8 protein-coding genes and 1 pseudogene are annotated in these 11,620 nt (G+C 74.0%); 6 read left to right on the top strand and 3 right to left on the bottom strand.

Annotated features, from left to right (window positions below):
- On the bottom strand, nucleotides 1-1,159 hold a 1,159-nt coding region (locus AB8A24_RS25940), incomplete at its 3' end, for a DUF4139 domain-containing protein (protein ID WP_369477781.1).
- 104 nt (nucleotides 1,160-1,263) lie between these two features.
- On the opposite strand from AB8A24_RS25940, the gene AB8A24_RS25935 reads away from it, so the two are divergent.
- Together AB8A24_RS25935 and AB8A24_RS25930 are read left to right on the top strand one after the other, a co-directional pair.
- Nucleotides 1,264-1,623 carry an MmcQ/YjbR family DNA-binding protein gene (locus AB8A24_RS25935; protein ID WP_328965174.1) on the top strand — a complete coding sequence of 120 codons (360 nt, stop codon included), beginning with the start codon at nucleotides 1,264-1,266 and terminating at the stop codon, nucleotides 1,621-1,623.
- Nucleotides 1,624-1,908: 285 nt separating this feature from the next.
- Complete coding sequence (locus tag AB8A24_RS25930) at nucleotides 1,909-3,963, top strand: SpoIIE family protein phosphatase (RefSeq protein ID WP_328965175.1); 2,055 nt, start codon at nucleotides 1,909-1,911, stop codon at nucleotides 3,961-3,963.
- 76 nt (nucleotides 3,964-4,039) lie between these two features.
- Here the strand turns inward: AB8A24_RS25930 and AB8A24_RS25925 are convergent, their stop codons facing one another.
- Nucleotides 4,040-5,053: an NADP-dependent oxidoreductase gene (locus AB8A24_RS25925; protein ID WP_328965176.1), complete on the bottom strand. Its 1,014-nt coding sequence runs from the start codon at nucleotides 5,051-5,053 to the stop codon at nucleotides 4,040-4,042.
- Between the two features lie 208 nt (nucleotides 5,054-5,261).
- On the opposite strand from AB8A24_RS25925, the gene AB8A24_RS25920 reads away from it, so the two are divergent.
- The gene (locus AB8A24_RS25920; protein ID WP_369477780.1) at nucleotides 5,262-8,654 is read left to right on the top strand and encodes a BTAD domain-containing putative transcriptional regulator; all 3,393 of its coding nucleotides are present in this window, start codon (nucleotides 5,262-5,264) and stop codon (nucleotides 8,652-8,654) included.
- 18 nt (nucleotides 8,655-8,672) lie between these two features.
- Here AB8A24_RS25920 and AB8A24_RS25915 read toward each other — a convergent pair whose 3' ends face one another.
- Nucleotides 8,673-9,020, bottom strand: a complete 348-nt coding sequence (locus tag AB8A24_RS25915; protein ID WP_369477779.1) for a DUF4262 domain-containing protein — start codon at nucleotides 9,018-9,020, stop codon at nucleotides 8,673-8,675.
- A gap of 248 nt (nucleotides 9,021-9,268) precedes the next feature.
- On the opposite strand from AB8A24_RS25915, the gene AB8A24_RS25910 reads away from it, so the two are divergent.
- The 3 genes and pseudogenes from AB8A24_RS25910 to AB8A24_RS25900 form a co-directional block, all read left to right on the top strand.
- Nucleotides 9,269-9,808 (top strand): hypothetical protein, encoded by a 540-nt coding sequence (locus AB8A24_RS25910; RefSeq protein WP_369477778.1) that lies wholly within the window; start codon nucleotides 9,269-9,271, stop codon nucleotides 9,806-9,808.
- 298 nt (nucleotides 9,809-10,106) lie between these two features.
- On the top strand, nucleotides 10,107-10,772 hold the full coding sequence (locus AB8A24_RS25905) for a DUF1963 domain-containing protein (protein ID WP_369477777.1): 666 nt from the start codon (nucleotides 10,107-10,109) through the stop codon (nucleotides 10,770-10,772).
- Nucleotides 10,773-11,119: 347 nt separating this feature from the next.
- A pseudogene (locus AB8A24_RS25900) lies at nucleotides 11,120-11,587 on the top strand (DoxX family protein); the annotation flags it as partial.
- Nucleotides 11,588-11,620 lie beyond the last annotated feature (33 nt).

Here is an 11,620-nt window from a genome sequence, read left to right as displayed (position 1 = left end):
GGCGGGCCGGCTGCGCGAGGGCGGGCAGCGCGCCGCCGATGCCGTCCGGGGCGGCGCCGTACACGCCGCCGGGCACCGGGAGCGCGCCGTAACCCTGTGGTGCGGGCGCGGCAGCGGCGGCCGGGGCGGGTGGCGGCGGTGGGGGCGGCGGTACTGGACCGGGCGCGGAGCCGACCCTGAGGGCCGGAGGTACGACGGTCGGGGTCGGGCGGCGGGAGCCGGCCGCCTCGTAGCCGACGAACAGGTCGGCGAGACCGGCCGGAGGCTCGCGCCAGCCGGACGGCGCGGGGGCGGGCTGGCGGCGCCCGATCCGGACCGAACGGAGCTTCGGCAGGTCCGTACGGCGCCGTAGGTCGGCGGTGGCCAGGGCGATGCGCACGCCGGTCCAGTCCTCGCCGGTGCGCTGGGCGACCGACGCGCGCAGCACGAGGCGGCCGTCGCCCTCGCCCTGACGGTGCGTGAGCCGGTAGGTCGGAACCCAGACGGCGCCCGGAACCCCGTACTCCAACTCCAGCTCGACCTCCCCGCCGTCTTCCCCGTCACCCTCCGAGTCCCCCGCGGTGTCCAGGGTCAGGAGAGCGGAGACGGTGGTCTCCACATGGGCCGGCGGAGCGTCGGTGGAGGCGCGGGCGAGTCGGTCGGCGGCGACGCCGAGCTCGTGCTCGACGAGGCGCAGCGCGTCCTCCAGCTCGACGAGGCGGGCGTGCAGCCCCGTCAGCCGGGTTTCGGTGAAGTCGGCGAGCTCGAGCCACGCGTCCACCGGGGTGCGACGGTGCGGGGACTCCGGGTCAGGGGCCGGAGGTACCGGCCGCAAGGCCCTGACCTCGTCGATCAGCACCCGTTGCCGGTCGCGGCGGCCCTGCGCCGCCGCATATTCGTCGCGCAGGCGTTCGACCTCACGCCGCAAGGTGTCGGGTGCGCCCGCGCCGCGCGGCTCGGCCTCGACCTCCACCCGGGCCTCGGTCACCCGCACCCCGGGCGCGCCCAGCACACGCGCCCGCAGCGAGCCCGGGTCCAGCGAACGGGGCAGCCCCGTCACGCGTACCCGCCCGTCCGCCGGCACGGTGCCCCGGACCAGCCGGCGGCAGACCGCGCCCTGCGCGTACACCACGACCGAATCGAGGGTCGAACTCCACCGCTGTGCTGTCTCCGCCGTCATGTACCCCGCCCCCCGATGCGTCCCTGCCGATCGAAGCCTACGCCCGCGCGGAACGCGCGTCGGTGTGGAGTCCCGATGTCAGTGGCCTGTCGTACGGTCAGGGTGTGTGCACGTCCGACGAAGTCCGTGAAATCGCCCTCGCCCTCCCGCAGACGACCGAGAAGGAAGCCTGGGCCATGCCCACCTTCCGGGTCGCCGGGAAGATGTTCCTGACCCTGCCCGACGACGAGACGTCGCTGGCCGTCCGCTGCCCGAAGGAGGAACGCGACGAGCTGGTCCGCGCCGAGCCCGAGAAGTTCTGGGTCGCCGACCACGAAGCGTCCTTCGCCTGGGTGCGGGCACGCCTGGCGGCCCTCGACGACACCGACGAGCTCCGGGCCATCGTCGTCGACTCCTGGCGGCAGGCCGCGCCGCCCGGGCTGCTGGGGGACCACCCCGACCTCGCGCCCGAAGGCCCGTCCTGAAGCGCTGAGCGGGGCCGCCACGGGCGCACCCGGGCCGGCTCCGGCGCGTATAAGGGCTGTACGGCGCCTTACGGGCTCGATCCGGGGCGTAAGGGCTGGACGGCGCCTACGGGCTCGATCCGGCTCGCGCGGGCTCGCCGGGACGGGCGGGGACCGACGGGAGCCGGGATATGGAGAGACCATGGTCAGGTGCGAAACGTTCCGGGGCGTGATCAGAGAGCCGACCGGCGTGCGCTGAGAGACGCACTGGTCGGGGCCTGTGCCGACGCGGGAGCGTCCATCGGCATGCTCTACCTGCCCGACCCCGACCCCACCCGGCGCGTACTGCACCTGACCTTGGCCTCCGGGCTCTCCCGCGAGTTCGCCGCACCCTGGTCGCGAGTCGGCCTGGACGACCCCATCCCGGTGGCCGACGCGGTCCGTGAGGGCCACCTCGTCTGGCTCGGCGGCCAGGAGGACACGGCCCGCCGCTATCCGCGCCTCGGACTCGTCCTCCCGTACGACTTCGCGCTCGCCGCCGTCCCCCTCACGGAGGAAGCCGCCGATCGGGCACGCGAGCCCACCGGGGCCGGCCTGCTGCTCCTGTGGCCGGGCTCGCACGGGCCCGACCTCGACGAGCGGGAACGCAAGGCCCTGGAATCCGCCCGCGGCCTCCTGACGCGCATCCTGCTGCGAGCCGCCGGCGAAGGCCGGCCGCTGCGGCCGACGCCGTATCCGGTCGTCCTGCGGCCGCTCCCGGCACCCACACCGGGCCCGGCCGAGGCGGCGGCCACCATGGCGTTCGTCCGGCGCCTCCCCGGAGGCAACTGCGCACTCGACCTGAACGGCACCATCACCTTCATCACCCCGGAGGCGGCCGACCTGCTCGGCGCGCCCGTCTGCGACCTGCTCGGAGCCCTGCCCTGGGAGGCCCTTCCCTGGATGGACACCCCCGCCATCGAGAACCACTACCGGGCCACCGCGATGAGCCGACTGTCCCGGAGCTTCATCGCCGAACGCCCCACCGGACAGCGGCTGTGTTTCGACCTCTACCCGGACAACACCGGCATCAGCGTCCGCATCACCACGGTGAGCGACCGGTCCTCCGTACCGGCCCACGTCCCGCCGGCGGACCCCGACCAGCCCGCACCCAGCCGCGCCGCCGCGCTCTACCCGCTCATGCTGCTGGCCGTCACCCTCACCGAGGCCGCGCACGCGCAGGACGTGGTGGAGAAGGCCGCGGACCAGATCGTCCCCTCGCTGGGAGCCCACGCCCTGGCCCTCCTGGCCGAGCAGGACGGGCGGGTACGGATCGTCGGCCACCGCGGATACTCCGCAGAACACCTGGCCGAGCTCGACGGCACCCCCGTCTCGGCCGACACCGCCATCACCCACATCCTGCACACCTCCACCCCGCTGTTCTTCGGCGATGTGGGCGAGCTCCTGGCCGCCCACCCCGACGCGGTGGTCGAGGACGGCATGGCCGCCTGGGCGTTCCTGCCCCTGATCGCCTCCAACCGGCCCATCGGCTCCCTCGTCCTCGCCTACGGACACCCCCGCGTCTTCGCCCCCGGCGAGCGCGCCGTCCTGACCTCGATCGCCGGGCTCATCGCACAGGCCCTGGACCGCGCCCGCCTCTACGACGCCACCCACCAGCTCGCCCGCAGCCTGCAGACCGGCCTCCTGCCCCATACCCTGCCCCGCGTCCCCCGCCTCGAGGTGGCCGCCCGCTACCTGCCCGCCGCGTACGGCCTCGAGATCGGCGGCGACTTCTACGACCTCATCCGTATCGACGACACCACCGTCGCGGCCGCCATCGGCGACGTCCAAGGCCACAACGTGAACGCCGCCGCCCTCATGGGCCAGGTCCGCACCGCCGTCCACGCGGGCGCCGGCGCACCCCCGGAAGAGGTCCTCGCCCGCACCAACCGGCTCGTGACCGACCTCGAACCCGGGCTGTTCACCAGCTGCCTGTACGCCCACATCGACCTCGCCGGCCACACCGTCCGCCTGGCCTCCGCCGGCCACCCGCCGCCCCTGCTGCGCCACCCCGGCGGGGCGACCGAGATGCTGAACCTGCCGGCCGGACTCCTCCTGGGCATCGAACCCGGGGCCGCGTACACGGCCGTCGAGATCCCCTTCAGCCCCGGAACCCTGCTCGCTCTCTACACCGATGGGCTCGTCGAGGCCCCCGGCCGGGACATCGAGGACGCCATCGGCGCGGTCGCCGGCCTCATCGGCGAAGCCCCCGAGCACCATCCGCTCGGCGACCTGGCGGACGAACTCATCGAGCACGCCCACCGTGACGGCCCCCGCCCCGACGACATCGCCCTCCTGCTCCTGCGCACCGAGGGCCCGTAACGCTTCGTGGTTCCCCGCCGCCCCCGAACGGCCTGACGACGATGACGAGGACCGCATCGGCCCGGGGCGGCGGCGCTCATCGGGCGGTGTCCAGACGGACCAGCATCTTGCCGGTGTTGGCACCGCTCAGCACCCCGAGGAAGGCGTCGGCCGCCCGCTCGATGCCGTCGACGACGGTCTTCTCCGTACGCAGGGTCCCGTCGGCCAGCCGGCCCGCCGCCTTGCCGATCCACTCGGGGAACAGGTCGAAGTGGCTGGAGACCAGCATCCCCCGCAGGGTCACCTCGTGGGCCGCTGCCCGGAAGAGGTTGTCGGGGCCCGGGGCCGGCCGCGTGGCGTTGTAGCCGCTGATCGCACCGACCATGGCGATCCGCCCACCGGGGCGGATCGCGCCGATGGCCGCCTGGAGGTGGTCGCCGCCGACGGCGTCGAGGTAGACGTCGATGCCCTCGGGGGCGGCCGCCGCCAGCTGACCGGGGAGATCGCCCCGGCGGTGGTCGACGGCGGCGTCGTAGCCGAACACGTCCAGCAGCTTCTTCGTCTTCTCGGGGCCACCGGCCGAACCGATCACCCGGGAGGCACCCAACTGCCGTGCCAGTTGCCCGGCGACACTGCCCACCGCCCCGGCCGCGGCGGAGACGAAGACGACATCGCCCTCCTTCACCGGCGCGGTCCGGGTGAGCGCCGCGTACGCGGTCAGGCCCGTGGTGCCCAGCACGCCGAGGTAGTCGGACGGCGAGGCGATCGAGGTGTCGACGACGGTGGCCGCGCCGGCGTCCAGAACCGCGTACTCCCGCCAGCCGAGGAAGTGCGAGACGGTCGCCCCGACCGGCACGGACGCGGAGCGGGAGGCGACCACCTCGCCGACCGCGCTGCCTTCGAGGGCGGCGCCGAGGGCGAACGGCGGGATGTAGGAGGGGACGTCGTCCATCCGACCCCGCATGTACGGGTCCACCGACATCCAGGTGTTGCGCACCAGGATCTGGCCCTCGCCGGGCTCCGGGAGCTGGGCGGTGACGAGCTGGAAGTTCTCGGGCCCGGGGGTACCGGTGGGGCGGGAGGCGAGGCGGATCTCACGGGAGACGGTCATGGCGGGGTTCCTTCCGGTGCGGATCGGGACCGCTCGGTCGCGGTCACAGAAACACCTTGCAAGGGGCCGCGCACGCGCCACGCACGGTCCGCGCACGGGGCCGGCCACGCTTCACGCACGGGCCGCGTGCGAGCGTCGTGCCGGCGGCGACCGGGGCCATCCGCGGTCGGCCCACGGCCTGTTGACGAGGAAGAAGTAACGTTGCGGCATGCGTTTCGAGGTGCTTGGACCACTGACCGTGCGAACCGACGAGGGGACCCCCGTCCCCGTGCCCGAGGCGAAGGTCCGGGCGCTGCTGGGCGCTCTGCTCGTGCGCTACGGGCGGCCCGTGCCCGTGGACCGGCTGATCGACGAGCTGTGGGGCGAGGACCTGCCGGGCAACCCGGGGAACACCCTGCAGACCAAGGTCTCCCAGCTACGGCGCATCCTGGCACAGGCCGAGGAGGGCGGCCGGGCCCTGGTCGGGTTCGGTCCGGCGGGCTATGCGCTGCGCGTGGCCGACGCGGCGGTGGACGCCGGCCGGTTCGCCGAGCTGACCGCGCTCGCCCGCAAGGAGGACGGGGCCAGGGCGCGGGCCGCGCTGCTGTCGGAGGCACTGGGGCTGTGGCGGGGGCCCGCCTACGCCGACCTCCCGGACGCCGCCTTCGTACGGACCGAGGTCGCCCGGCTGGAGGAGCGGAGGGTCACCGTGCAGGAGGATCTCGCCGAAGCACGGCTGGAGCTGGGCGAACACGTCGTTCTGGCAGATGAGTTGGCCGCCCTGATCGCGGAGCATCCACTACGGCAGCGGCTGCGCGCCGCCCAGATGCGGGCGCTCTACGGGGCGGGCCGGCAGAACGAGGCGCTCGCGGCCTACCGGGAGCTGACGGCACGGTTCGCGGAGGAGCTCGGCATCGATCCGGGCCCCGAACTCGGAGCGCTGCACGAGGCGATCCTGCGACAGGATCCGGAGCTGACGGCCGGACCGCGACGGCGACCGGAACCGGAACCAGAACCGGAACCGGAACCGGAACCGGAGCGAGGCGCCGCGCCCGCGTCGGCGCCGGTGCTCGCGCCCGCCGTTCTGAAGGCACGGCGTTCCGGGCCCCCGACGAACCTCCCCACCCCGGTCAGTTCCCTCGTCGGGCGGGAGGAAGCCGTCGCCCGGGTGTGCGCCGCGGTCGAGGCGAGCCGTCTGGTGACGCTCACAGGGCCCGGCGGCGTCGGCAAGACCCGCCTCGCTCTCGCCGCCGCGGCCCGCCTCGCCGAGGCCGAGGCCGACGCGGACGCGGACGCGGACGCGGCGGCCGAGCCAGGAGTGTGCCCCGACGGTGTCCGCTTCGTCGAACTCGCGGGCGCGCGCGGCGGCGTGGCCGCGGTGATCGCGGCCGCCCTCGGAGTGCGCGAGGACGCCGACAGCGGTACGGGCCCCGGCTCGGGAGGCGAGGCCGCCGCCCGGGACCGGCTGGCCGCGGCGCTCGCGGCGCGCCGGCTGCTCCTCGTACTCGACAACTGCGAGCACGTCGTCGAGTCCGTGGCCGCCCTGACCGATCAGCTCCTGCGGCAGGCCCCCGGGCTGCGCGTCCTCGCCACCAGCCAGGAGCCGCTGGCCCTGTCCGGCGAGGTACTGGAGGCGGTCGCCCCGCTCGACGCGCCCGAGGCGATGGAGCTCTTCGCCGCCCGCGCCGCCGCCGGCACACCCGGGTTCACCCTGGGCCCGCACAACGCCGAGGCCGTGGCGCTGGTGTGCCGGCGCCTCGACGGACTCCCGCTCGCCCTGGAGCTTGCCGCCACCAGAGTCAGGGCGCTCGGGGTGCACGTGCTGGCCGAGCGGCTGCACGACCGGTTCCGGCTGCTCCATCAGGTGCGACGCGATGCGCCGGCCCGGCAGCGGACCCTGCGCGCGATGATCGACTGGAGCTGGGAGCTGTTGGCTCCGCCCGAGCGGGCGGCGCTGCGCCGACTGGCCGTGTTCTCTGGCGGGTTCACCCTGGAGTCGGCGGAGGCGGTGTGCGCCGCGGGGGACACCGCTGCCGAGGACGTCCTCGACCTGCTCACACGACTGGTGGACTGCTCCCTGGTCGTCGCGCCGGACGGCGGTGGCGAAGGCGGCGGGGGCGCCGCCGGGGCTCCGCGTTACCGGATCCTGGAATCGGTGACCGCGTACGGCCTGGAACGGCTCGACGAGGCGGGCGAGGCCGCAGCCGTACGACTGCGGCACGCCGAGCACTTCGCCGGTCTCGCCGAGCGGGCGGCGGCCCGCCTGCACGGCCCCGAACAGCGCGGATGGCTGCGCCGTCTCGACGCCGAGGGCCTCAACCTGCGGGCAGCGCTGGACCGGGCGGTCGAGGCGGGAGCGGCCGGTACCGCGCTGCGGCTGGCCAACGCGTCGGCCTGGTACTGGTGCCTGCGCGGCCGGATCGGCGACGCGCGCACGGCGTTGGAGTCCGCGCTGGCGTGCGCGTCCGGCGCGGGCCGGCAGGCCGATCCGGCTGATTCGGGCGTGCGGGCCGGGCCGGACGTCGCCGGCGCGCGGACCCGGCTGGCCGCCTTCGCCGTGTTCGCCGGGGACGACAGCCTGCTCGGCGGCGACTTCGAAGGCGCCGACCCGCGGGGAAGATGGCTGCTGGAGTTCGCCCGCCTCGGTTTCACGAACCGGCCCGAGGCCGACCACCGCGCCGCGGACGAGGACGTTCTCGCCGGGCTGCCGGCGGTGTTCCGGAGACTCGGCGACCGCTGGGGCGAGGCGGCGGCGCTGAGCGGCCTCGCCACCCGGGCCCTGTACCGCGGCGACCTCGTGGAGCTGCGCCGCAACGCCGAGGCCGGGGCCCGGCTGTTCGCGGAACTCGGCGACGAGTGGGGCCGGTTGCAGGTTTCGGAGCAGCTGGGCATCCTCGCCGAGATCGGCGGCGACTACCCGGAGGCCGCCCGGCTGCACGAGGAGGGCGTACGGAGCGCGCGGGAACTGGAGCTCTTCACCCAGGTCTCCTTCCGACTGGCACGGCAGGGCCGCATCGCCCTGTTGACGGGGGACACCGTACGGGCCGCGGACCTCCATGAGCAGGCCCGACGGTTGGCCGCCGAGCAGGCGCACCGGCCGGCTCTGCAGTTCGCGGAGATCGGCCTGGCCCTCGGGGCCCGGCGGGCGGGCGACCTGGACGCGGCCGAGGCCCGGCTGCTGCCGTGGCTCGACTGGAACCGCAGGCTCGGGGTGGACATCGGGGTCGCGCTGATCCTGGCGCAACTGGGGTACGTGGCCGAATTGCGCGGCGACGCCCCGCTGGCGGAGACCCTGCATCGGGACGGGCTCGCGGCGGCCCGTCGGTCGGGTGACCCGCGCGCCCTCGCCCTGGCCTTCGAGGGGCTCGCGGGCGCCGGCTCCGCGGCCGCCGCCCCGGGTGACCGGGCCGCCGCGGCGGCGGAGTTGCTCGGTACGGCCGCCGAACTGCGGGAGTCCCTCGGTACCCCGCTGCCCGCGGCGGAACGGCAGGACGTGGACCGGGCGACGGCCCGCCTGCGTGCGCGACTGGGTGACGAGGCCTTCGCCACGGCGTTCGCGCGCGGCCGCGCGCTGTCACCGCAGGCGCGGGCCGCCGCCCTGATCGAGCGCCCCAGGCGGTGAGCGACTCGCCGTGCTCCGTCAGAGTTCGACGGTCCAGATGCCCACCGGATGGTCGGCCGGGGGGAGCCACAGTCGGGGCTGCGACTCCCGGTGGTCCTCGCCGGCCTGTTCCTCGCCGTTCTGTTCCTCCCAGTGGAAATACCCGCCCGTGTCGGGCCAGGTGACCTGCAGGAAGGGGAGCGGGGGCCGTCGGTGGAAACCGATGGGCCGGCCGAAGAAGGTTCGGCGCCGGCGCATGTCGACGCTCCGGAGCCGGACCGGCCCGCGGTTCACCACGCCCTCGTGTTCCTGCCCGCCCCTGCGGCGCGGCGCCGGCGGCTGCCAGGTCGCCGAGCACGTTGAGCATGCGGTGCATCTCGTGGACATCACGCCCGAGCGTGCACAGTTCAGGGGCGCCGTGCGGGTGCGCAAGGCCGATCTCCTGGGGGAGGCCGCGGCACGGTAGGGGCGCGGTAGGGGCAGGGCCGGTATTTTCAGCCATTTCTTGGCATGGCCCTGACAGTCTCCTGACACTTCGAGGCGCCTGTGGGACTCTCCCGGCACGCACTCCGCACACTCTGTGAGGCCCCACGCCTCGCCCACCCCCACCAGTACGTGGCATGGAGGAGCGAACCATGAGGCACATCACGCACGGCATCCGCACCCCCCGTATCTCACGCCTCGCCGGTATTGCGACGCTGGTCGTCGCGGCGACATTCACCGGCACCGGCACCGCCCTCGCGCACAGCACCAGCGCCTCGGCCGTCGACCAGAAGGCCGACGGCGTGATGGTGGTTGCCGGCAACAGCTGTAGCTGGACCAACGCGAGCACCAGTGCCGTTCCCCCGAACGCCCTCACCGTCGACCGCGCCACGGTCAACGCGCCGGGCGGCAATCTGGCCTGCGGTGGCGGCATCGCCGCCACGCTCAACAACAACCCCGCCTTCACCTTCGACGAGGCCGCCGGAACGGCGCGGACCGATCTGATCGACATCACGGGCAGGCAGAGTTTCATCTCCTGTCGCTACAAGGCGACGGGCATCGTGTGGGACCGCAACGCGACGACCGGAAAGTACGTCAACCGGGCCTTCACCGCCTCCAAGACCTCGGGCAGCTTCCTGTGCCCGGGATCGGTCACCACCCCGGCCGGTGACGCGTCCATGCTGTTCCACTGAGCCCCAGGCCGGCTCCAGGCCGGTCGGGACCATTCCCGGTCCGGCCCCGGAGCCGACTGCCACGCGCGAGCGGACGGGTACAGCCGTCGCCCCCGTCCGCCCCGTCCGGGTCTACGGGAGGAGCTGGTGGCCGTCGTCGCGGGACACGGTGCGTCTGCACCCGAGGCAGGGTGCGCCGTCGCATGACGAGAGCTCCGTGGGCGGGCCGTTGCTGTGGCCGGCACACGAGGACTGGCCGGTATGTACCCAAAGGCACAGCAACTTCGGCAACGGCCTGCCGAGCAGCTCAAGGGTGCCGATGGTGCCGGTCGTGCAGGCCTTCCGTTCAGACCTGCCGCCCGGCGTGGTGCCATTTCCCGAGGGCGCGGATATCTTGCAAGTGCTCTGGTGCCCGTTCACCCACGAGTTTCCCGCGTCACCGTGGCCTGCGGTGTTCTGGCGCGACTCCGCTGCCGTACGGGCCGTGCTCCCGGCGCCGCCGACGGATCCGGCTGCGGCCCGTTGGCATGTTCCGGCGCCGTGCGTGGTCCACCCGGAGCGGGTGACGGAATACCCGACCTGGGATCTGCCGGAAGACCTGGCCGACGAGTGGCGGGACGACTTCCGCCGGCTGCAGGAGGCGATCCCGCCGCAGGAGGCGATTCCGCTGCTGTCCTTCTCCGACTTCGCCGAGGCGCCGGGCATCAAACTCGGCGGGTATCCGTCCTGGTTCACCGGGCAGGGATGGGTGGACTGCGAGGGATGCGGCCGCCGCATGGACCACCTGCTCACAGTGGCCGGCTGGGAATGCGACCGAGCCTCGTGGCGCGTCTGGCTGCCCCTGGAGGACCGGGACGAGGAGGGCGGTCGGGCAGTCCCTGTGGACCCCACCGGGCTTGATGTGGGCAGTGTGGGCGCGGTGTACATCTTCGAGTGCCGTACCTGCCCGGAGCGCCCCTTCGATCACTGGTACGACTCGTGCTGACCGCCCTGAGCCCTCCCTCACGACCACCGCCTCGCCGCCCGCGTTCCGCGCGCCACGGAGTGCAGTGTTCGAGGGCTCGCAAGTGCGCCCGGGCAACGAGCACGCTCAGGGGCCAAGTGCAGCGTTCAGTCACACTGGCCGAACTCAGGGCTTACGAGCCGGCGGCGCGGTGGGGCTGAGCGACCCGGTTCAACGCTGCTCGGTACGCGTCCCGCCGGGGAGTTCAGCCGGGCCGCACCCCGGTCGGCGTCGTCCACGCCGACCGCGAGTCCCTTCGCCACATCGCCGAGCGCGAAAAGCGATACCCGACGGTCGAACCGGATGGCGGGAGCCCTCGTGTGAGGGGCATGAACACGCCTTCCGCCGGCCTCCGCGCGAGAGCCTCCGAGTACGCACTCCTGCCGCTGCGCCTCTTCCTCGGCGTCACCTTCGTCTACGCCGGTCTGGACAAGCTGACCGATCCGGCGTTCCTGTCCGCCACCGGCGACGGCTCGATCGGCCAGCAGATGGAAGCGGTGCGGGACGCCGCGGGCATACCCGCGCTGATCGACGTCTCCCTGACCGAGCCGGTCGCCTTCGGCATGGCGATCGCCCTCGGCGAGCTGGCTGTCGGACTCGGCGCCCTGGCCGGTCTGCTGACCCGGATCGCGGCTCTCGGCGGTGCGCTGATCTCACTCAGCCTGTGGCTGACCATGAGCTGGTCGACCACCCCGTACTACTTCGGCGCGGACGTGATCTACCTGTTGGCCTGGACCCCGCTGATCCTGGCCGGCGCGCCTGCCCTGTCCCTCGACGCCCTGCTCCACCGGCGGCGCGGTTCCGCCGCCCGGGTTCCCGCCGAATCCGGC

It is taken from the genome of Streptomyces sp. BF23-19 (assembly GCF_041106355.1).
Taxonomy (GTDB): Bacteria; Actinomycetota; Actinomycetes; order Streptomycetales; family Streptomycetaceae; genus Streptomyces; species Streptomyces virginiae_A.
The sequence above is the reverse complement of the archived record's forward strand: the minus strand, read 5'-3'. Positions and strand labels throughout refer to the sequence as shown.

Excerpts from the sequence above, each read along its gene's own strand:
- AB8A24_RS25930 (WP_328965175.1), top strand. The coding sequence starts at position 1,909 with ATGCTCTACCTGCCCGACCCCGACCCCACCCGGCGCGTACTGCACCTG.
- AB8A24_RS25925 (WP_328965176.1), bottom strand. The coding sequence starts at position 5,053 with ATGACCGTCTCCCGTGAGATCCGCCTCGCCTCCCGCCCCACCGGTACC.
- AB8A24_RS25920 (WP_369477780.1), top strand. The coding sequence starts at position 5,262 with ATGCGTTTCGAGGTGCTTGGACCACTGACCGTGCGAACCGACGAGGGG.
- AB8A24_RS25915 (WP_369477779.1), bottom strand. The coding sequence starts at position 9,020 with ATGTCCACGAGATGCACCGCATGCTCAACGTGCTCGGCGACCTGGCAG.
- AB8A24_RS25910 (WP_369477778.1), top strand. The coding sequence starts at position 9,269 with ATGAGGCACATCACGCACGGCATCCGCACCCCCCGTATCTCACGCCTC.
- AB8A24_RS25905 (WP_369477777.1), top strand. The coding sequence starts at position 10,107 with ATGGTGCCGGTCGTGCAGGCCTTCCGTTCAGACCTGCCGCCCGGCGTG.